Consider the following 20,515-nt stretch of genomic DNA (forward strand, 5'->3'; position numbering starts at 1 on the left):
CATCCGGTACCTACTGCCTCCGTTTCGCTGCCTCGGCCATACATGTTGTCGGCCAACGGAATCCGATGATCCGAGGAACATCCGGAACCTCCGTTGCTGTCGGCACCGTTTCCGGCGCCGACAGCACCCGCCGCTTCGTAACCGCGTTCGGCTGGTTCGCTGCCGATGATCGGGCGGACTGCCGCTTGTCACAGGTCGGCGACGCATCCCGGCGGTTCGGCTGTCGAGACCGTGTGCCGTGACCCGGAACATTGAGCGCTGGATCCGGCAGGGTCCAGCGCCGACCGAGCCGATGTTCCGGTCTCGACTTCCGGGAGGACGGCCGTCGTCGCCGGCAACACACTCGCCACCGATCACGACTTCCGGCCTGCCGGTGAGCCCAGCCTCCGTGGAAGGTGGATTCATCGGTCACGGTCGCCGTGCGCATTCCGTCGTACCCGATGTGGCTGCCCGCCGGGTACGAACGGCGTTGCGTATCGGGGCCGAACCGGCGTTCGTCGTCGATCGCCACCGCGGAGCCGTGGTTCACCTCGGCACGGTCCGCACCGGCATGCGGAGTGTGCCCGGTGGGTTCACGCGGAGCGGGTACCGGCCTCGTTCGCTTCGGATTCGATCCCGGCGTGCCCGGCATCGGAACGCAGCGAGAGCTGTTGGCGCGTACGGGTTTCGGATGGTTCAGGCGGTGTGCGGCAGTGGCGGGCCGCGCGTGCGGAAGGTGTCCGCGGGGAAGATCCGCAGGATCACCCGAGCGCGGTGGGCGATCGGGAGAGTCGGGGGGCCGGCCGGGGCGGGGGTGCGCAGCAGCAGGGGCAACGCCCGGCACGCGGCGGCGCAGGCGATGCCGTAGGCGGCTTCGGCGCCGCGGATCAGGACGGCGGCGCAGACGGCGGCGATCGTGTGGGCGGCGAGCATGGCGGGGGTCCAGGGGGACCGATGCGGCATGCCGGCCATGTCCGCGGTGAGGGCGGCGTGGCCGAGGAACTGCCCGCCGAGCAGGGCCGCCGCCAGCGCGGCGGTGCTCGAGCCGGCGGAGCCGAGGCCGGTGACCAAGGCGCCGATCACGCTCGCCCCGGCGAGCAGCAGCGCCACCGTGCCGGAGGAGACCGGCATGCCGCCGACGGCCCAGCCGTGCGCGGCGATCGACAGCGCCGCAGACATCGCTCCGGCGCAGCCGCCGCGCAGCCGCGCCACCGCCGACCGGCGCGCGTGCGCCGCGGCAAGCGGGCGGCCGGGACGGCCGGGGGCGATGATCACCCGCCGATGGTATCCGGAACGGACGACGGGTTACTCCGCCGGGACGTCCAGCTCCACCAGAGACTTGCGCAGCAGCTTGCCGGTGGCGTTGCGCGGCAGTTCGTCGAGGAAGATCACCTCGCGCGGCACCTTGTAGCGGGCCAGATTGGACTTCACCCAGTCCTTGATCTCCTGCGGGTCGCGGGTGCCCTCGGGGCCCTGAACCACGAAGGCGCGCAGGCGCTTTCCGAACTCCCGATCGTCCACGCCGATCACCGCCGCCTCCAGCACGTCGGGCCGGTTCGCGATGAGGTGCTCGACCTCCTGCGGGAACACGTTCTCGCCGCCGGAGACGATCATGTCGTCGTCGCGGCCGTCGATGAACAGCAGGCCGTGCTCGTCGAAGTGGCCGACGTCACCGCTGGACATCAGGCCGTCGACGGTTTCCTTGGTGCGGCCGTCGGTGTACGCCTTGAACGAGTGCGCGTTGGCGATGAAGATCGTGCCGGTCACGTTCGGCCGGGTGATGCGCTTGCGGTTCTCGTCGTAGAGCGCCAGCCGGATGCCGACCGGCGGCCGGCCCGCGGTATCGGGGGCCAGCCGCAGGTCGGCGGGGGTGGCGACGGTGATGATGGCGCATTCGGTGGAGCCGTACACGTTGTAGAGCACGTCGCCGAAGTAGTCGAGGCTGCGGGTCACCACGTCCGGCGGGATCGCGGAGCCGGCCGCGAAGAGCACCCGCAGCGAGGACATGTCGTACTTCGCCAGCGTCTCGGCGGGCAGATCCAGGATGCGCTGCAACATGGTCGGTACCACGACCAGCGATGCGGCCCGGTACGCGACGATATTCGCGAGCGTGCGCTCGGGGTCGAAACGCCGCTGCTGGAAGATCATCCGGTTGCCCAGCGCCAGGCCGAGGGTGAACTGGGACAGGCCGGTGGCGTGGAAGATCGGCGCCGCCACCACCATGGAGGAGTTGCGCGGCAACGGGATTCGATCCAGGAACTGCGCGGAGATGAGCGGGCTCACCTTGTCCCGGGGCGCGCCCTTCGGGGTGCCGGTGGTGCCGCTGGTGAGAATCACAGTGCCGCCGGGCTTCTCGGGCGCCGGGATCGCGTCGGCGGATTGCCCGGCGGACAACGACTCCAGGGTGGGGCTCGACGGATCCACCGCGTCGGCCGCGTCCACCCAGGTGAGCACGCGCGGCACGGCGGGCGGGATCGCGCTCATCAGGGCGGTGAACTCGCTGTCGTGCAGGACGGCCTTGACCTGTTCCCGGGCCGCGACGTCGGCCAGCTGCGGTTTCGCGAATCCGGTGTTCATCAGCACCGCGCGCACCCCGAGCTTGCCGGTGGCGGCCAGGGTCAGCACCATGCCGCGGTGATCGCGGGCCAGCACCGCGATCACGTCGCCCGGCCGCAGCCCTCGGGCCTCGAACCCACGGGCCAGCTGATTGGACTTCGCGTCGATCTCCGCGAAGGTCATCTCGCCGGCCTCGTCGACGATCGCCGGCGCGTCCGGATTGGTCTGCGCGGCGTGCATGATCACGCCGGCGAACGGGCCGTACCGGGTCACGTTGAGCGCGGAGCGCAACGCGAGATCCAGGCGCAGCGGGTTGAACAGCCCGCCCCTGCGCATGGCGCTGACTCCGCGCGTCAGATCGCCGACTTTACGCAGAGCGGTGCTTGCCGACGGAAGGGCAGCTGACATGGGTGACAACCTTCCGCGATGCCGCCGAGGGCTGGCGGATCGCAACATCGAGATCCGGTGCGGGGGAGAACATCGGCCGGCGGGCGCCCGGCCGATGTCTGTGTAACCGAGAGTATCTTATATCTCGCCCGGTGGGCCCGGTACGTCTACTTCAGTTCGGTGCTGGTCAGGCCGAGCACCCGGCGCGCGACGATCAGTTGCTGGATCTGCTGGGTGCCCTCGAAGATGTCCAGGATCTTCGAGTCGCGGCCCCACTTCTCCAGCAGGGTGCGCTGCGAGTAGCCCAGGCTGCCGCCGAGTTCGACCGCCTTCAGCGTGACGTCGGTGCCCATCCGGCCCGCCTTGGCCTTGGACATCGACGCCTCCAGCGAGTTCGGCTTCTTGTTGTCCGCCATCCACGCCGCGCGCAGTGACAGCAGATACGCCGCCTCCCAATCCGCTTCCAGCCGAAGGAATTCCGCGGCCGCGGCGTGCTGGTTGTTGGGAGGCACGTCGTAGGAGATCTCGACGCCGGCCTCCTCGAGGATGCCGCGCAGCTCCTCCAGGGCCGCCCGGCCCACGCCGACGGCCATCGCCGCGACCAGTGGACGGGTGTTGTCGAAGGTCTGCATGACCCCCGCGAAACCCTTCTCCACGTTGACTTCCGGACTGCCGAGGATGTTGTCGGCCGGGATCCGGCAGTCCTCCAGTCGCAGTTCGGCGGTGTCGGAGGCCTTGATGCCGAGCTTGTGCTCGAGCCGGGAGACGGTGAGGCCCTTGGCATCCCGGGGCACCACGAACGACTTGATGGCCGCGCGGCCCTTGGTCTTGTCGACCGTCGCCCACACCACGATGTGGGTGGCGCGCGAGCCGGCGGTCACGAAGATCTTGGTGCCGTTGAGCACCCACTCGTCACCGTCGAGCACCGCGGTGGTGGTGACCGCCGCCGAGTCGGAGCCGAAGGACGGCTCGGTGATCGCCATCGCGGCCCACACCTTGCCGAACCGCTGCAACTGATCGTCGGTGGCGACCGCGGCGATCGCGGCGTTGCCCAGACCCTGGTAGGGGATCGAGAGCATCAGGCCCACATCGCCCCAGCAGGTCTCCAGCGCGTTCAGCAGCGCGGACATGTTGCCGCCGTTGGCGTTTCCGCGCGGCTCGGCCGAGCCGTCCTCGGCGCCTTCGTTCTTCACCTTGCGGCCGCCGGCCGCGCCCGAGATGTTCTGGGTGCCGGAGTCGGACAGGCCCTCGATCATGGCGGACATGGTGTCGAGTTCCACCGGGTACTCGTGCTCGGCCAGGTCGTACTTGCGCGAGATCGGGCGGAAGATCTGCGCACCGACCTGATGGGCCTGGTTGGCGCTGGCCCGCAGTTTCTTGGGAAGTTCGAGATTGATCATCGGATTGTCTCCATCGAAAAGTCTGAATCGTGCGTGCGGGCGGCCTACACCAGCACGATGCCCTCGGCGACGCCGATGCCGCGCAGATCGCGGTACCAGCGCTCGACCGGGTGTTCCTTGGTGAAGCCGTGGCCGCCGAGCAACTGCACGCCGTCCAGGCCGATCTGCATGCCCTTGTCGGTGGCGAGCTTCTTCGCCAGCGCCGCCTCGCGGGCGAACGACAGGCCCTGTTCGGCGCGGGAAGCGCCGCGCAGCGTGACCAGCCGGATGCTGTCCAGCTCGATCGCGATGTTGGCGACCATGAAGGCGACGGCCTGGCGGTGCGAGATGGGCTCGCCGAACGCCTCGCGCTCCTTCACATAGGGGATCACGTAGTCGAGCACGGCCTGACCGGTGCCGACGGCCAGCGAGGCCCAGCCCAGCCGGGCCAGCCGCACCGCGTCGGCGTAGTCCTCGGCGTGCGCGGCGGCGTCGCCGTCACCGAGGATCGCCTCGGCCGGCACGGCCACGTTGTCCAGGATCAGCCTGCCCAGCCCGGCCGCGCGCAGGCCCATGCCCGGATCGGCCTCGATGACGACGCCCGGGGTGTCGGATTCGACGACGAACAGCGCGGGCCGCCCGTCCAGTTCGGCGCCGACGATGAACAACTCGGCGTCGCCCGCGGCCGGGACCAGGCTCTTGACGCCGTTGAGCCGGAAACCGCTGGGGGAGCGGGTGGCCTTGGTCTGCAACGTGAACGGGTCGAACAGGGCACGCGGCTCGGCCAGCACCACCGCCGCCTGCGGGACATTCTCGCCGGTGAAGGCGCCGAGATAGGTCTGCTGCTGCGCGTCGGTACCCCACTGCGACAGCGCCACCGCGACGCCCGAGGGGGCCAGGATCGGCAGCGCCAGGCCCATATCGCCGTGCGCGAGGGCCTCGGCGACCAGCGAATTGGTCACCGCGCCGCGCTCGCTGGCCGCGCCCTCGAGCTCCTCCGGGACGTTGATCAGGGTGATGCCCAGTTCGGCGGCGCGCTCGAGCAGATCGCGCGGCGCCTTGGCGGCGCTGTCGGCGTCGAAGGCGGCCGGGCGCAGGATCTCGCCGGCGAAGTCGCGAACCGTCTCGACGATCATCCGCTGCTCGTCGGTCGGGGTCAGGTCGAAGTAGTCCTTGGTGCGGGACTCGTTGTCGGGCAAGCGTTTCGGCTTGCCGCCACCGGCGACCTTGCCGAACGCCCGGGTGGCCGCGCCGAGGGTGCGGAATCCGGTCCTGGTGCCCTCGTAGGTGAGCCGCTCGAGCGGCTTGCGCAGGTTGTACTTCTCGGCCAGCTCGGATCCCGTGATGGTCGTCATGACCCGCATGGCCGCGCCCATCCAGTCGCGCTTGACCGGGTTGAGGCCGACGGCCGAATCAGCTCGGCCCTTCGTTGCGGAGTCTCGAGTGCTCATGGTCACCAGTCTTCTCAGGTGTATGGGAGGAACGGGGGTTCGCATCTTACTGTCGGGTAAGGCTATCTTACTCCAGAGTAAGAAAGGCGTCGAGCCGCAGCACACATGTCGCGAATTGCGCTCGAAGGCAGCCGTCAGCGCCACGCTCGCCAGGTCGGCGGCGCGGTGCGGGGTAGCGCCGAGGTCAGCGCAGCCGGGTGAGCACCCGATCGTGCAACCGGCCGTTGGTGGCGACGGCGCTACCGCCGTGCGGCCCGGCCGAGCCGTCGAGGGCGGTGAACGTGCCACCGGCCTCACGGACCAGGATGTCCAGCGGCGCCAGATCCCACAGCGACACCTCCGGCTCGGTCGCGATGTCCACCGCACCCTCGGCCACCAGGCAATAGGAGAGGAAATCGCCGTAGCCGCGGGTGCGCCACACCTCGTCGGTGAGTCCGATCAGCTGGTCGCGCAGGCCCAGGTCGCGCCAGCCCGACAGGCTGGAGATGGCGAGGCTGGCCGCGGACAGGTCACCGACCGCGGACACCCGGATCGCCCGCGGCTGCTCGTCGCCGAACCGGCTCCACGCTCCCGCGCCCGCGGCCGCCCACCACCGCCGCGACAGCGCGGGCGCGCTCACCACCCCGGCCACCGGCACCCCGTCCACCAGCAGCGCGATCAGCGAGGCCCACACCGGGACGCCGCGCACGAAGTTCTTGGTGCCGTCGATCGGATCGACCACCCACTGCCGACCGGCGAACGCCGCGTCGCCGCCGAACTCCTCGCCGAGCACCGCGTCCTCGGGTCGCAGCCGCCGCAACGTCGCCCGTACCGCCCGCTCGACCGCCAGATCCGCATCCGAGACCGGGGTCAGATCGGGTTTGCTGTCGACGGTCAGATCCAGCGCGCCGAACCGGGCGCGGGTGATCGTGTCGGCCTCGTCGGCCAGGTGCAGGGCGAGCTCGAGATCGGCGGCAAGTGCGGTCACCCGGCCCAGGTTACGGACGCGGCAGGATGTCCCACATGGCCGGCCAGTCCTTGCCGCGGAACGCCGCGTCGATGCCGCCGTCGCAGAAGATCACCGAGCCGACGAAGAAGCCGGCCCGCTCCGACAGCAGGAAGGCGACCAGGTCGGCGATCTCCTCGGGGCGGCCCGCGCGGCCGACCGGGGTCGCGCCGAGGAATCCTTTCAACCCCTCACCGGTCAGCGCGTCGTCGCGGCCCGCCCGGGTCATCGGGGTGTCGATCAGGCCGGGCGCGACCGCGTTGAGCCGGATGCCCTCCCGGATGTACTCCGCCGATTTCGTGCGGGCATACCAGGCCAGCGCCGCCTTGGTCGCCGGATACGCCTGGATGGCGCCCAGGTCGCCGAAGGATTCGGCGATGGCGCGGGCCTTCTCCTCCTCGCCCGCCAGGCAGGCCTCGGCCAGGTCCACCGGCCAGCCGGGCTGGGTGGTGGTGGAATTCGACGAGATCAGCACGACCGACGGATTCGATCCGGCCCGCAGCAGCGGCCGCAGCCCTTCCAGCAGCGTGATCGCGCCGAAGTAGTTGACCGACACCAGAAGTCCGCCCGGTCGCCCGGTGGCCGCGGCCAGGCCCGCGAACGGCAGGAAGCCGTCGAGGCTGCCCCCGGCCAGCCGGGTGACCTCGGCGATCGCGTGTGCCCGGCCGTCCGGGGTGCCGAGATCGGCGACCACCTCCGCGTCGCGCAGGTCCACCCCGATCACCCGGTGCCCGGTTCCGGTCAGATGAGCGGCCAGCGCGGCTCCCATCCCCGACGCGCTGCCCGTGATCGCGATGCCGCCCATGTCTCCGCCTCTCTGCGCCGCGCCGGTGACTGTCCGGAACGTGCGGCCGAGCCTAGGCGGAAACCGTTGCGGGATGCGCCCTCTCGTCCCATCCAGTGAGCGGGTACCCGGGGGCGTCCCCGGCCGCCGGGCGCTGCGGCCGCGCACGAGCGCGAACCGCCACTGCGATTCCTCCCGCCGTGCGACGCAGTCGTAGCACCCGCCGCCGTGCCGGATCAGTAGGCACCGGACTGGGTGTAGGTGAGCAACGCTCGCTGCCAGCCTCACCGGCGGCCGTGGCATCGGTGGCGAATCCGCGAGTTCGGCACGTTCCGTGAACAATTGGGTCCGGCGAACAATTGGGTCCGGCCGACCTCGTCGTCGCCCGGATGCCGGGCCGTCCGACTAGGCGACCGGGAGCCGGCGCGCGGCGGCCAGTGCGCTTGCCCACCAATGCAACTGGTCGAGCATCGTCGCGGCGGCCTCGTTCGGGCCGGTGGGGTCGATCAGTTCGCGGGTGGTCATGTCGAACAGCTGGAAGTAGCGGGGGAACGAGACGTAGTTGCGGACCGTGTGCGCATCCAGTTCGCTGAACACCGCTCGCAGATGCTCGATCGCGATCAGGGCACCACTGTGACCGCTGTAGCCGACGAATCCGATTGCCTTGCGCGACCATTGGGCGAAATGCCAGTCGATCGCCGTCTTCAGCGACGCGGGGTAACTGTGGTTGATCTCCGGGGTCACGATCACCACCGCGTCCGCGTCGTCCAGCGCGCGGGTGAGCTGCGGCAGCGTGCCGGGACGTTCCGGATTCGGGTCCATCAGCGGTGAGACGGCGGGCAGCGCGTGCGGCAGGGTGATGTCGGCCAGATCGACCACCTCGACGGTGAATCCGCCGTGCCGCTGTGCCTCCGCGGCGAACCAACGAGCCACGTTCGGGCCGAACCGGCCGTCGCGGACGCTGGCGATGATGACGGCGAGCCGTAGTTCGGTGCTGGACATTGTTCTCCTCGGAGGTCGGTTCGCGGGCACGGTGGGCCCACATGTCGCGGCCCCGGTGGGCCCACATGTCGTGGGACCGGTGGGCCACATGTCGCGGCTGAATCGGGCCGCCTGTCGACTGTGCCGCCCGGTCGCGCCCGGAGGGAGTCCGCGCCCAGAGTGGTAGTGGCACGGCCACCCTCCGCCGGCCCGCCGCGGTTACGGTGGAGAAATGGCGGAATCCGGCGCACCCGAGGACAACGAACTGGGCCTGTTCCTGCGCAGCCGCCGCGAATCGCTCACCCCGGCCGAGGTCGGCCTGCCGTCCGGCCCGCGCCGCCGCACCCCGGGACTGCGCCGCGCCGAGTTGGCCATGCTGGCCGGCGTCAGCGTGGAATACCTCACCCGGCTCGAGCAGGGCCGCGACCGGCACCCGTCGGCGGCGGTGCTGTCGGCGCTGGCCGAGGCGCTCCGGCTCACCCCGCGCGAGCGGGTCCATCTGAACCGGCTGGTGAAGTCGGTCACGCCGGGTTTCACCTGCCGCGGCAGCCTGGAGTCGAACCGGCTGGTCCGGCCGGCCGTGCGGGCGGTGCTGGACCAGCTCGAACCCGCGCCCGCCGCGGTGCTGAACCGGCTCGGCGAGGTCCTGGCCTGCACCGACGGCTATCGGCGGCTGGTCGGGCCGACCGGTCAGCTCGACGACGGACTCCCGGCGGTCTTCGCGCGCTACCTGTTCACCGACCCGCGGGCCCGCACGGTCTATCCCGACTGGGAGCACAAGGCGGACAAGGCCGTGGCGAGCCTCAAACAGGGCCCGTACCGGCAGGACCCGCTGGTCGTGGCGCTGATCGACGAGCTCACCGTGACCGCGGGGGCCGAGTTCACCCGCCGGCTGGCGACCGTGCCGGGCCTGCCCGACACCAACGGCACGGTCCGGATGGAACATCCGGAGGCCGGGCCGCTGCGACTCACCTACGAGCGGCTGGAACTGTCCGCCGACGACGACCAGCACATCCTGATCAACCTGCCCGCCGACGAGGCCACCGCCACCGCGCTCGACGCGCTGCACGGCCGCCGGCCCGGCGCGCTGCGCGCGGTTTCCGGCTGAACACCGCCGGATCGAGTGGCCGTCCCGGCCCGGTCGTATTTCACCCGTCTCCCGGCGGCCGGTAGATTGGACGATCGTGCATCCTGACGTGTCCGCTGACCTCGCCGAACTCGACACCATCTTGAAGACCGTCGAGGCGGTCATCGACGTCGACGAGTTGCGGCGCCGGATCGACGAGTTGGAGCACCAGGCCGCCGACCCCGAGCTGTGGAACGACCAGGAGCACGCGCAGCAGGTCACCAGCGAGCTGTCGCACGCCCAGAACGAACTGCGCCGGATCACCGACCTGCGGCAGCGGCTCGACGATCTGCCGGTGCTCTACGAGCTGGCCGAGGGCGAGGAGGGGGAGGCCCAGACCGCCGCCCTCGCCGACGCCGACGCCGAGCGGGCGAGCCTGCGCGCCGACGTCGAGGCCATGGAGGTCCGCACGCTGCTGTCCGGCGAGTACGACAAGCGCGAGGCGCTGGTCAACATCCGCTCCGGCGCCGGTGGCGTGGACGCGGCCGACTGGGCCCAGATGCTCATGCGCATGTACGTCCGCTGGGCCGAGCGGCACAAGTACGCCGTGGAGATCTACGACACCTCCTACGCGGAGGAGGCGGGCATCAAGAGCGCGACCTTCGCGGTGAAGACGCCCTACGCCTACGGCACGCTCTCGGTGGAGATGGGCACGCACCGGCTGGTCCGGATCAGCCCGTTCGACAACCAGGGCCGCCGCCAGACCTCGTTCGCCGAGGTCGAGGTGCTGCCGGTGGTCGAGACCACCGACCACATCGACATACCGGAGACGGAGATCCGCGTCGACGTCTACCGCTCCTCGGGTCCCGGCGGTCAGAGCGTCAACACCACCGACTCCGCGGTGCGCATCACCCACATACCCACCGGCATCGTGGTCACCTGCCAGAACGAGAAGTCGCAGCTGCAGAACAAGATCTCTGCGATGCGGGTGCTGCAGGCCAAGCTGCTCGAGCGCAAGCGCCAGGAGGAGCGCGCGCAGATGGACGCGCTCAAGACCAACGAGGGCGCCTCGTGGGGCAACCAGATGCGCTCCTATGTACTGCACCCATACCAGATGGTCAAGGATCTGCGGACGAACTACGAGGTCAACAACCCGAGTTCGGTGCTCGACGGCGACATCGACGGGTTCATCGAAGAGGGCATTCGCTGGCGGATGCGCCAGGACGACTGATCCCCATGGTTGGAATGCCCCCGCCGGGCCGTAGTAGCCTGTGCGGCGTGAGTTTCGGCGGCCGGCCCCGGCGCGATGCCCGTGCTTTCCGGCCGGAAAGGATGAGGCGATGACCGAGTATCTCGCCGCCGGTACCGGATCCGATCTCCTCGACTGGGCTCGTTCCAGTGGGCTGGAGATCGTGCTGCTGGTGATCGGCGCGATTCTGTTCAGCCGGCTCACCACCTTCGTCCGGGACCGCATCACCCGCCGGATCGACAGCGGTTTCCGGTCCAGCGATTCACTGGTCCGCACCGAGGCCGCGAAACATCGGCACGCGCTGGCCCAGGTGCTCAGCTGGCTGGTGCTGACGATCGTCTATTTCCTGCTGACGATCGAGGTGCTCAAGCGCCTGGGGTTCGAGCTCGGCGGTCTGGTCGCGCCCGCGGCCGTGATCGGCGCCGCGATCGGTTTCGGCGCGCAGCGCATCGTGCAGGATCTGCTGGCCGGTTTCTTCCTGATCACCGAGCGGCAGTACGGCTTCGGTGACGTGGTGAGCATCGCGGTCACCGGCCAGCCCGAGCCGGCCGAGGGGACCGTCGAGGACGTCAACCTGCGCATCACCACGCTGCGCAACGCGGACGGTTCGGTGATCACCGTGCCGAACGGGCAGATCGTGAAGGTCACCAACCTGTCCAAGGACTGGGCGCGCGCGGCCATCGATGTCCCCGTGCCCGCCACCGCCGACATCACCAGGATCAACGAGATCCTGCACGAGGTCGGTGAGCGCGCCTATCAGGACGGCGCGCTGAAATCGCTGCTCCTCGACGAACCCTCGGTGATGGGCGTCGAGGATCTCACCGTCGACCAGATGAATATCCGGATGGTTGCCCGGACATTGCCGGGCAAGCAATTCGATGTAGGACGCGAGCTGCGCGCCCGGGTGGCCGCGGCCTTGCGCCGGGAAGGTCTGAGTGAAAGTGCGTAAACCCGCGACCGTCGGTGGTTCGTCGGCCGTCCGTAAGTCCACCGCGATCCTGGGCGGCGTCTGGATCGCCACGTTCATCGTGTATCTGTTCGTCAAGCCCGCTGTTCCGGACCACACCGGATTCCCGATCGCGAACACCTTTCAGAAATCGGCTGTCACGTCGACTCCGGCCCGCTGACGCGAATGCGACAGATCACATTCGCCGGAGGTCACAGCGGCGGTGCCCGGTGGATGCTGGCTAGACTGCATCCGTGATCACGCTGCGGAACGTCACCAAGTCGTACCAAACCTCGACGCGTCCCGCGCTGGACAATGTCTCCGTCGACATCGGCAAGGGTGAGTTCGTTTTCATCATCGGGCCGTCGGGGTCGGGTAAATCGACGTTCATGCAGGTCTTGCTGAAGGATGTGAAGCCGACGGCGGGCGAGGTGCTCGTCGCCGACTTCCGGGTGGACAAACTGCCGGGCCGCAAGGTGCCGAAGTTGCGGCAGCGCATCGGCTGTGTGTTCCAGGATTTCCGCCTGTTGCAGCAGAAGACGGTCGAGCAGAATGTGGCCTTCGCGCTGGAAGTGATCGGCAAGTCGCGCAAATTCATCAGCCGTTCGGTGCCGGAGGCGCTGGACCTGGTCGGCCTGTCCGGTAAGGCGGACCGGCTGCCCAGCGAGCTGTCCGGTGGCGAGCAGCAGCGGGTGGCGATCGCCCGCGCGTTCGTGAACCGGCCGCTGGTCCTGCTGGCCGACGAGCCCACCGGCAACCTGGACCCCGATACCAGTCAGGACATCATGGCGCTGCTGGAACGTGTCAACCGCACCGGAACGACGGTGCTGATGGCCACCCACGACAATCACATCGTCGACATGATGCGGCGACGCGTGATCGAACTCGACCGCGGGCGGATCATCCGCGACGAGGCGACCGGCGTTTACGGGGTGGGCCGGTAATGCGCATCGGTTTCCTGGTTCGCGAGGTCCTCACCGGCCTGCGCCGCAACGTCACCATGACGGTGGCGATGATCCTGACCACCGCCGTCTCGCTGGCGATGGTGGGCGGTGGCCTGCTCGCCGTGCAACTGACCTCCAAGACCGAGAGCATGTTCCTCGGCCGGCTCGAGATCCGCATGTTCCTCACCCCGGACGTGTCGGCCGCCGACAACGACTGCACCCAGGATCCGTGCCGGGTGCTGATGTCGCAGCTGAAACAGCAGCCGGGCGTGGTGAGCGTGCAGTTCACCAGCAGCGCCGACGCGCATCGGGAGGCGACCGAGGTCACCTTCAAGGACCAGCCGGAAACGGTCCAGATGATCAAGAACACCAAGTTCCCGGCCTCGTTCCGGGTGAAGATGACCGACCCCGGCCAGTATCCGAAACTGATGCAGCAGTACGCGTCCCGGCCCGGTGTGCTGAGCGTGCACAGCGATCAGGACTTCGTGGACCGGCTGGTCGGCCTGTTCCGCGGCGTGGGCAACGCGGCGTTCGGCCTGGCCGCCCTGCAGGCGGTGGCGGCGCTCCTGCTGATCGCGAACATGGTGCAGATCGCGGCGTTCACCCGCCGGGAGGAGGTCGGCATCATGCGCATGGTCGGCGCCTCCCGCTGGTACACCCAGTTGCCGTTCCTGCTGGAAGCGGTGTTCGCGGCGCTGGTGGGATCGCTCCTGGCGGTGGTCGGCCTGTTCGTCGCCCGCCCGCTGGTGATCAACCCGGCGCTCGGCGCGCTGTCCGACAACGGGATCGTGCCCCGGCTCACCGACGCGGACATCGGCGTGGTCTCCGGCTGGGTCATGTTCGGCGGCATCGTCTTCGCCGCCGCGACCGCGTACGGCACCCTGCGTTACTACGTCCGCGACTGACGATCCGCGCATCCGGCGCTCGGTCCGTTCGGGGCCGGGCGCCGGAAACGTGTGCGGCTGTGCGAACCTGTCGCGGGCGGGCTGGCGTGTCGCGGCAGGGTCCGTAGGATGGGCGGAGTGAATTTCGCGGAAACATCCGAGACCACGTCGGATTCGCCGGTGACCACGAGCCCCGACCTACCGGGCTCGACCGCGAATTCCGATGCGGCGCACGAGGTTCTGCGCCGGGTGTTCGGATACGACAGCTTCCGGGGATTGCAGCGGGAGATCGTCGAGCAGGTCATCGCCGGCGGCGACGCGCTCGTGCTGATGCCCACCGGCGGCGGCAAGTCGCTGTGCTACCAGATCCCGGCGCTGGTGCGGCCCGGGGTCGGCGTGGTGATCTCCCCGCTGATCGCGCTCATGCAGGATCAGGTCGACGCGCTGACCGCGCTCGGGGTGCGGGCCGGCTTCCTCAACTCCACCCAGTTCCCCGACGAGCGGCGGACCGTCGAGGCGCAGTTCCTCGCGGGCGAGCTCGATCTGCTCTATCTGGCCCCGGAGCGATTGGGGGTCGAGTCCACGCTGAATCTGCTGGACCGCGGCAAGGTATCGGTGTTCGCCATCGACGAGGCGCACTGCGTCTCGCAGTGGGGCCACGATTTCCGGCCGCACTATCTCGCACTGTCGGTGCTGCACGAGCGCTGGCCCGACGTGCCGCGCATCGCGCTCACGGCGACGGCCACCCAGAAGACGGCAGCGGAGATCGCCGAGCGGCTCGACCTGACCCGGGCCCGGCATTTCGTCGCGGGATTCGACCGGCCCAACATCCAGTACCGCATCGAGCCGAAGAACCGCCCCGACCAGCAGCTGCTCGCGTTCATCACCGGTGAGCACGCCGGCGAGGCGGGCATCGTGTACTGCCTGTCGCGCAACTCGGTCGAGAAGACGGCCGAATTCCTCACCCGCAACGGCGTGGAGGCGGTGCCCTATCACGCCGGACTCGACGCGCGGGTGCGGGCGGCCAACCAGTCCCGGTTCCTGCGCGAGGACGGCCTGGTCGTCGTCGCCACCATCGCGTTCGGCATGGGTATCGACAAGCCCGATGTGCGGTTCGTCGCCCATCTCGACCTGCCCAAATCGGTCGAGGGTTACTACCAGGAGACGGGCCGCGCGGGCCGCGACGGCCTGCCGTCCACCGCATGGATGGTCTACGGTCTGGCCGATGTCGTCCAGCAGCGCAAGCTGATCGACTCCTCCGACGGCGACGCCGCGCACCGGCGGCAACTGCAGCAGCACCTCGACGCGATGCTCGCGCTCTGCGAGACGGTGGAGTGCCGGCGTACCCAGCTGCTGGCCTATTTCGGGCAGCGCGGCGAGCCGTGCGGCAACTGCGATACCTGCCTGAACCCGCCGGAGTCCTGGGACGGCACGGTCGCCGCGCAGAAGGTGCTGTCGACGGTGCTGCGGCTCAAGCGCGAGCGCAGCCAGAGCTTCGGCGCGGGGCACATCATCGACATCCTGCTCGGCAAGTCCAATCCGAAGGTCGTGCAGCACAACCACAATGAGCTCAAGGTGTTCGGCATCGGCGCCGACCTGCGAGATGTGGAGTGGCGCGGCGCGATTCGCCAGCTGCTGGCGCAGCGCCTGCTGGCGGTGCACGGCGAGTACGGGGTGCTGGTCCTCACCGAGGCCAGCGACGAGGTGCTGTTCTCCGGCCGCAAGGTGATGCTGCGCCGGGAGCCGGAACGGACGAAGGCCGCGAAGGCGCCGCGCGCCAAGACATCCCGGCTCGCCGCCGCCGATCTGGCGCCCGGCGACGCGGACCTGTTCGAGAAACTGCGGGCCTGGCGCGCCGGGGTCGCCAAGGAACAGGGCGTGCCCGCCTACGTCGTCTTCCACGACGCCACCCTGCGCGAGATCGCCGCCCGCAAGCCCGCGAGTATGGCCGAACTCGGCGCGATCAGCGGCATCGGCGAGAACAAGCGCGCCAAATACGGTGACGGTGTCCTGGAAGTCATCGGGGGAGAGGGCGTTTCGGGCGCACCCGCCGCCGGCGCCGGTGCGGCGGAAGGCGTCGCGAGCCGAGGTTCCCGTGCGCCGGAAACCGTTGCGGGCCGTGATTCCCGTGCCTCGGAAAGTATTTCCGGTGGCTCCCGGGCGACCGAAACCGTTCCGGGTCGTGGCACGCCGGCGGCAGAATCCGGTTCGAGCCGAGGTTCTCGTGCGCCGGAATCGGCCTCGGGCAGCGATTCCCGCATGGGGGCATCGGCCGCGCGCGGCAATTCCCGGACGACGGAACTCGGGGCGGGGCGTGCCGCGAGCGCGGGGGGACCGGGCCTCGGCCGTGGTTCCCGTACGCCCGAACCAGGTTCGGGCCGGACCACCCGCGCCGGTGATCGTAATCGGCCACCGGCGGCAGAGGTCCCCGACTGGGACCACGAACCCCCACCGGACTGGGATTTCGAGCCGCCGCCCGACGATACGTACTGACCGGCACCCGAATTCCGCTGCGGCGGTATCCTGTATCGCACCAGGGCGGACGGCACCGGATTCCGGTGCCCGGAAAGTCCGGCAGCGAGCGGGATTCGGGTCGACCGGGTAACTCGTCCCACGAACCGGACGTGATGGGATAGCGTGCGGCTATGACGGATCACCACCAACACCAAGGCGACAGCAGTCCCAGCATCTCCACCGATGCCGGTGGTCCGGACGGTCCGGAGCTGCGCGGGCAGGGTAAGGGTGTCAGACTCAGCGGTGTGGTGGATGCCGCGCTGCTGCGGCCGCGGCGGCGGGCGTTGGGGCGCCCGCGAGTGTCCACGGTCACGCTGACCCTGGTCTGGATCGCGTTGTTCGCGCTCTACCTGTGGGTGCATCCCGGCTGAGGCGTGCGCGTCGGCAGTGCCGCGGTCGGTGGTCCGGTGTCGGACCGATTCAGCAGGACGGATCCGCCGGCTCATCGGCCAGCGCCGCCGCGACCAGCGCCACCGCGCGCGGATCGGCGAGCAGGCCGTTGTGATCGATCGGCCGGAACGGGCAGCCGTCCTGCAACCAGATGTCGCGGTCGTCCGCCGTGGGGGCGGCGAGCAGCGCCGTCTCGGGCGGGGTGATGACCTCGTCGGTGCGGCTGGCGATCGCCGTCAGCCGGACTCCCGGCCGCGATTCGCCGCCCGCGTTCAGCCGGGCCAGCAGGGGTGATCCGGCCGTCTGCTGCACACCCGCCGTGCCGAACACCTGCGCCGCGATGTGCGGCCCGTCCATGCCGAGCTGGGCCAGATCGGGATATCTGCCGGGCAGCCCGGCATAGGTCGAACCCCGATACGGGGTGCCGAGCGTGACCACCGTGCGGGCCGTACCCGGGTGGGTCGACAGATACTGCCGGATCACCGTCCCGCCCGTCGAATGACCCACCAGCGCAACATGTTCCGCGCCGGTTCCGGAACGCACGGTGTCGACGAGCCCGGCCAGTTCAGCGGCGGTGCCGGTGATGTCGGCGACCCCGTACACCGTCCGGCCCGCCAGCGCCGCACCGATCGGGCCCAGCCCCGGCCAGCCCCGGACGGCATCCGACCCACTGACCGGAGCGCCCGGCATCTGCGCCCGGCCCAGATTCGCGGTGAACACGCAATAGCCGTCGTCCCGCAGCGCCGGAGCCAGCACCGAGAAGCTGCGTTGCGCATCGGTGCCCGAACCGTGCACCAGCACAACGGGATCCGGATGCGCCGGCGCCGGACGGCAGGCGAAATCGTTGACACCGGGCGGCAGTGGGTCGGCGGCGCTCGCCGGGGCCGTCGCGACCAGTGCGGAAACCGCCGCGCACACCAGGGCGGCCAGTGGCCCGGCAGTCCGGCTCACGCCTGCACTCCCAGTCCCGCGGCCAGCACCGGCCAGGACTTCTCGAAATCGTCCTGCCAATAGCCCCACGAATGCGTGCCGGTGGGGCGGAAATCGTAGGTGGCAGGAATGTTCAGGCTGTTCAGCCGCGTCTGCATATTGTGCGAGCAGTAATCCGTCGCGGCCTCGATGATCCCGCCCAGCACGATCTGATTGGCGAACAACCACGGGCCGGACAGCGAATACCTCCCGCCGTACACATCATATTTTCCGGGGATCCCGCTGCCGTTGGAAATGTAGATCGCCTTGTCGCGCAACCCTTCCGCCTGCACATACGGGTCGTTGCGGACCCAGTTCGGGTCGTCCGGCGGGCCCCACATGTTCTCGACGTCCGACAGTCCCCATTCCTCCACGGTGAGCCGGACGAATTCCCGGCCCACCGGATCGCTGGTCTGCGCGCAGCCGCTGTAGGCCGCGACCGCCTGGTACAGATCGGGCGTGGTGGCCGCGAGCGCCAGCGTACTGGTGCCGGACATCGAATATCCGGCGATCCCGTTGCGGCCGTTGGCATTCAGGTGCGCGTTGAGCAGCGGCGGCAATTCCTCGGTGAGGAAGGTCCGCCACTTGTTGCGGCCCAGCCGCGGATCGTCACGTTCCCAGTCGGTGTAATAGCTGAACATCCCGCCGATCGGCGTCGCCACCTCGACGTTCTTCGTGGAGAGGTATTGCAGCGCATCGGTTTTCGTGGCCCAGGTGGACCCGTCGATGCCGCCGGCGGAACCGAGCAGCAGGTACAGCACCGGCCGTGGCACGCTCTCGTCCGCGGCCCGCTGGATCTGCACCGGGATGTCGGCGTCCATCGCCGCCGAATGGACCGTCACCGTCTCGTGCCGGGCGTCGGTCGCCTCGATACCGACGATCGCCGAACCCGCCGGCTCGGCCTGCGCGGCCGCGGTCCCGGCGGCCGCGATGGTGATTCCTGCCAGTGCGGCGTACATCCGCCGACGCCCGCCCCGAGCCTTGTCCGTCATCATTTTCTCCACGAGCATCCCGAACACCGAATGGGCGCCGGTCGCGCCCGCCGATTCAGGTTATGAACGGCCGCAACACAATTCACGACGAGAATTGCATGGACAAGATTTTTCGGGGCGTAACACCACGCCCCGGATCGCCGATGTCCGTTTTCGGTGGGAGATTCGAAATGCCCGCGCTGTGCCCGGAATCCCGGTGAGCCCGCGCGACTCGCGACAGTGCCACACCGTGGGCCGAAATATCGCCCCCGGGCATGGTCGTGGAGGTCTCGACGCTGACCGGGTGCCATCGCTGCGGAGGGCCACAGCCGGGGGTCCGCCGGTGAGATTTGTCACCGATACCCGGTTGTCCCGCTGACGGTCCGCCGTCAGCCCCTTACCGAGTCAGACGAGTCGGCGGCCCCGATGCGACCGTCCGGATGATTTTCCGGTCCGAGATCGTTGACAGATCGGCCGCCCCGGCGCCGGTCCGTAAGCTGGTCGGGCAGCGTGACGAGATGTGGGTGCGGGCGTAAAACAACTTGCCGCCCACCTGGGCGGACATGTTAGAAGGGTGTACATGAAGGAGAAAGGCCGCAAGGTCATCGCCACCAACCGCAAGGCGCGGCACAACTACGCGGTGCTGGAGACGTTCGAGGCCGGCGTGGCCCTCGTCGGCACCGAGGTGAAGAGCCTGCGGGAGGGCAAGGCGTCGCTGGTCGACGCCTACGCGACCATCGACGACGGTGAGGTGTGGCTGCGTGGCCTGCACATCCCGGAGTACGGCCACGGCACCTGGACCAACCACTCCCCGCGTCGTACCCGCAAACTGCTGCTGCACCGCCGCGAGATCGACAAACTCACCGGCAAGATCAAGGAGAGCAGCCAGACCCTGGTCCCGCTGTCCATGTACTTCGCCGACGGCAAGGTCAAGGTGGAGCTCGCCCTCGCCAAGGGCAAGCAGGACTACGACAAGCGCCAGGACCTCGCCAAACGCACCGCCGAACGCGAGGTGACCCGCGAACTGGGCCGCCGCATCAAGGGCATGCGCTGACCCGTTCCCCCAGGTCAGCACCCCTGGAATGATCCTGCGTACAAAGATGTTAATATGACAAGCCCGGCCTTCGAGCCGGGCGGTCACCCTCCGGGGTGGCAACTGAATCGCAACAGACGGGGCTGAACGGTTTCGACTGCGTACGTCGATTCAGGGGAAGCGTGTCGGTGCAGGCAGGAGACCACCGTAAGCGTCGCTGTAACCATATAAGCGCCGATTCTCATCAGCGCGAGTACGCCCTTGCTGCCTAAGCAGTAAGGCGTCTCTGTCAGCCCGGGCCCGCCCTCGGCCCGGTCACTGGCATCAGCTAGAGGGCTCACCGTCCGGGCCGGTCGCGGGTCCGGACGGGACAACTCACAGCGACTGGGATCGTCATCCCGGCTTGTTCGCGAGACCGGGAGATCCGAGCAGAGGCACCGCGAACTGCACACGGAGAAGCCCTGGAGAAGCGGCGGAGGACCCGGGTTCGATTCCCGGCAGCTCCACTAAGAAGGGGCCCGGTCCAACAGGATCGGGCCTCTTTCTATAAGGAGCCGAGGTGTCGCGGACATCGGCTGCGGGCTCGGGCTCGATTCTTTGGCAGTAGAGTGTAGTGGGCCAAAATTAGCTTCGCTATCTGGTCCCCTGATCGGTACTCTCATTTTCTGTGATGGTTGACGATCCTCGCCCCTTACAGACAATGCAGGTCGCCTTGTTGGTCTTGCTACATGAGTATGATCCAGACCGGTCGGACATCAGTGACATGAGTGGACGCACCAGTTACTCGTTCGATGGATGAAACCGGTAGCGGCGGGCCGCGCATCTCCGGTCCGTATCGTAAAGAGAATTTATATTCTCCTGGATTTACGGTGGTCTCGAGGAGGTGCCGTTGAACTGGATCGAGGCGATCGGTTCGAGTAAGAGCTCCTATCGGGTTCGATTGCTGAGTCGTCGCCAGCAGATGAGGGAGGCGCCGAGGTTGAGGAAGCCTTCGTGGATGTCTGTGCGGCGTTCCCAGCGGACGGCCAGCCGCCGGTACTGGTGGAG

At 68.9% G+C, this 20,515-nt stretch carries 17 protein-coding genes, 1 other RNA gene and 1 pseudogene; 10 read left to right on the forward strand and 9 right to left on the reverse strand.

The window, feature by feature from the left end; genetic code table 11:
* Positions 1-675: 675 nt before the first annotated feature.
* The 7 genes from NRB56_RS34085 to NRB56_RS34115 all read right to left on the reverse strand — a co-directional run bounded on the left by NRB56_RS34085 (position 676) and on the right by NRB56_RS34115 (position 8,523).
* Entirely contained in the window at positions 676-1,254 is a 579-nt protein-coding gene (locus tag NRB56_RS34085; protein WP_319943939.1) for a hypothetical protein, read from the reverse strand.
* A gap of 30 nt (positions 1,255-1,284) precedes the next feature.
* Positions 1,285-2,943: an acyl-CoA synthetase gene (locus tag NRB56_RS34090; RefSeq protein ID WP_153348462.1), complete on the reverse strand. Its 1,659-nt coding sequence runs from the start codon at positions 2,941-2,943 to the stop codon at positions 1,285-1,287.
* 146 nt (positions 2,944-3,089) lie between these two features.
* Entirely contained in the window at positions 3,090-4,322 is a 1,233-nt protein-coding gene (locus tag NRB56_RS34095; protein ID WP_153348463.1) for an acyl-CoA dehydrogenase family protein, read from the reverse strand.
* Between the two features lie 44 nt (positions 4,323-4,366).
* The gene (locus NRB56_RS34100) at positions 4,367-5,752 is read right to left on the reverse strand and encodes an acyl-CoA dehydrogenase family protein (RefSeq protein ID WP_153348464.1); all 1,386 of its coding nucleotides are present in this window, start codon (positions 5,750-5,752) and stop codon (positions 4,367-4,369) included.
* A gap of 184 nt (positions 5,753-5,936) precedes the next feature.
* The gene (gene hisN / locus NRB56_RS34105; protein WP_319943940.1) at positions 5,937-6,719 is read right to left on the reverse strand and encodes a histidinol-phosphatase; all 783 of its coding nucleotides are present in this window, start codon (positions 6,717-6,719) and stop codon (positions 5,937-5,939) included.
* Between the two features lie 10 nt (positions 6,720-6,729).
* Positions 6,730-7,542 (reverse strand): SDR family oxidoreductase, encoded by an 813-nt coding sequence (locus NRB56_RS34110; RefSeq protein ID WP_153348466.1) that lies wholly within the window; start codon positions 7,540-7,542, stop codon positions 6,730-6,732.
* Positions 7,543-7,926: 384 nt separating this feature from the next.
* Positions 7,927-8,523: an NADPH-dependent FMN reductase gene (locus tag NRB56_RS34115; protein ID WP_153348467.1), complete on the reverse strand. Its 597-nt coding sequence runs from the start codon at positions 8,521-8,523 to the stop codon at positions 7,927-7,929.
* 211 nt (positions 8,524-8,734) lie between these two features.
* Here NRB56_RS34115 and NRB56_RS34120 point away from each other — a divergent pair, with 211 nt between their 5' ends.
* From NRB56_RS34120 to NRB56_RS34155, 8 genes and pseudogenes are all read left to right on the forward strand, one after another.
* Positions 8,735-9,610, forward strand: coding sequence for a helix-turn-helix domain-containing protein (locus NRB56_RS34120; RefSeq protein ID WP_153348468.1), 876 nt, complete (start codon positions 8,735-8,737; stop codon positions 9,608-9,610).
* A 76-nt stretch (positions 9,611-9,686) separates the two neighbouring features.
* Positions 9,687-10,799, forward strand: a complete 1,113-nt coding sequence (gene prfB, locus NRB56_RS34125) for a peptide chain release factor 2 (RefSeq protein WP_319943941.1) — start codon at positions 9,687-9,689, stop codon at positions 10,797-10,799.
* A gap of 109 nt (positions 10,800-10,908) precedes the next feature.
* Positions 10,909-11,766, forward strand: a complete 858-nt coding sequence (locus tag NRB56_RS34130) for a mechanosensitive ion channel family protein (RefSeq protein ID WP_153348469.1) — start codon at positions 10,909-10,911, stop codon at positions 11,764-11,766.
* Positions 11,759-11,944: a hypothetical protein gene (locus NRB56_RS34135; protein WP_153348470.1), complete on the forward strand. Its 186-nt coding sequence runs from the start codon at positions 11,759-11,761 to the stop codon at positions 11,942-11,944. The genes NRB56_RS34130 and NRB56_RS34135 overlap by 8 nt, the downstream gene beginning before the upstream one ends.
* A gap of 73 nt (positions 11,945-12,017) precedes the next feature.
* Positions 12,018-12,707, forward strand: a complete 690-nt coding sequence (gene ftsE, locus NRB56_RS34140; RefSeq protein ID WP_319943942.1) for a cell division ATP-binding protein FtsE — start codon at positions 12,018-12,020, stop codon at positions 12,705-12,707.
* Positions 12,707-13,612, forward strand: a complete 906-nt coding sequence (gene ftsX, locus NRB56_RS34145; protein WP_153348471.1) for a permease-like cell division protein FtsX — start codon at positions 12,707-12,709, stop codon at positions 13,610-13,612. Before ftsE ends, ftsX begins: the two co-directional genes overlap by 1 nt.
* A gap of 108 nt (positions 13,613-13,720) precedes the next feature.
* Positions 13,721-15,613 (forward strand): annotated as a pseudogene (gene recQ, locus NRB56_RS34150) (DNA helicase RecQ); the annotation flags it as partial.
* Between the two features lie 623 nt (positions 15,614-16,236).
* Entirely contained in the window at positions 16,237-16,476 is a 240-nt protein-coding gene (locus NRB56_RS34155; RefSeq protein WP_153348472.1) for a hypothetical protein, read from the forward strand.
* 49 nt (positions 16,477-16,525) lie between these two features.
* Here NRB56_RS34155 and NRB56_RS34160 read toward each other — a convergent pair whose 3' ends face one another.
* Both NRB56_RS34160 and NRB56_RS34165 read right to left on the reverse strand, forming a co-directional pair.
* Entirely contained in the window at positions 16,526-17,446 is a 921-nt protein-coding gene (locus NRB56_RS34160) for an esterase/lipase family protein (RefSeq protein WP_319943943.1), read from the reverse strand.
* Positions 17,443-18,459, reverse strand: a complete 1,017-nt coding sequence (locus tag NRB56_RS34165) for an alpha/beta hydrolase (protein ID WP_406603570.1) — start codon at positions 18,457-18,459, stop codon at positions 17,443-17,445. Before NRB56_RS34165 ends, NRB56_RS34160 begins: the two co-directional genes overlap by 4 nt.
* A gap of 556 nt (positions 18,460-19,015) precedes the next feature.
* Here NRB56_RS34165 and smpB point away from each other — a divergent pair.
* Together smpB and ssrA are read left to right on the forward strand one after the other, a co-directional pair.
* The gene (smpB, locus tag NRB56_RS34170) at positions 19,016-19,489 is read left to right on the forward strand and encodes an SsrA-binding protein SmpB (protein ID WP_019930567.1); all 474 of its coding nucleotides are present in this window, start codon (positions 19,016-19,018) and stop codon (positions 19,487-19,489) included.
* 118 nt (positions 19,490-19,607) lie between these two features.
* Positions 19,608-19,977, forward strand: a transfer-messenger RNA (tmRNA) gene (gene ssrA / locus NRB56_RS34175).
* Positions 19,978-20,515 lie beyond the last annotated feature (538 nt).

Origin of the sequence: Nocardia aurantia (assembly GCF_009604425.1) — a bacterium.
GTDB classification, from domain to species: Bacteria; Actinomycetota; Actinomycetes; order Mycobacteriales; family Mycobacteriaceae; genus Nocardia; species Nocardia aurantia.

Bases quoted from the DNA above. Each gene is read 5' to 3' on its own strand.
- NRB56_RS34165 (WP_406603570.1), bottom strand. From the start codon at position 18,459: ATGATGACGGACAAGGCTCGGGGCGGGCGTCGGCGGATGTACGCCGCA.
- NRB56_RS34095 (WP_153348463.1), bottom strand. From the start codon at position 4,322: ATGATCAATCTCGAACTTCCCAAGAAACTGCGGGCCAGCGCCAACCAG.
- NRB56_RS34110 (WP_153348466.1), bottom strand. From the start codon at position 7,542: ATGGGCGGCATCGCGATCACGGGCAGCGCGTCGGGGATGGGAGCCGCG.
- NRB56_RS34120 (WP_153348468.1), top strand. From the start codon at position 8,735: ATGGCGGAATCCGGCGCACCCGAGGACAACGAACTGGGCCTGTTCCTG.
- NRB56_RS34115 (WP_153348467.1), bottom strand. From the start codon at position 8,523: ATGTCCAGCACCGAACTACGGCTCGCCGTCATCATCGCCAGCGTCCGC.
- NRB56_RS34155 (WP_153348472.1), top strand. From the start codon at position 16,237: ATGACGGATCACCACCAACACCAAGGCGACAGCAGTCCCAGCATCTCC.
- smpB (WP_019930567.1), top strand. From the start codon at position 19,016: ATGAAGGAGAAAGGCCGCAAGGTCATCGCCACCAACCGCAAGGCGCGG.
- ftsX (WP_153348471.1), top strand. From the start codon at position 12,707: ATGCGCATCGGTTTCCTGGTTCGCGAGGTCCTCACCGGCCTGCGCCGC.
- NRB56_RS34100 (WP_153348464.1), bottom strand. From the start codon at position 5,752: ATGAGCACTCGAGACTCCGCAACGAAGGGCCGAGCTGATTCGGCCGTC.
- NRB56_RS34090 (WP_153348462.1), bottom strand. From the start codon at position 2,943: ATGTCAGCTGCCCTTCCGTCGGCAAGCACCGCTCTGCGTAAAGTCGGC.
- NRB56_RS34130 (WP_153348469.1), top strand. From the start codon at position 10,909: ATGACCGAGTATCTCGCCGCCGGTACCGGATCCGATCTCCTCGACTGG.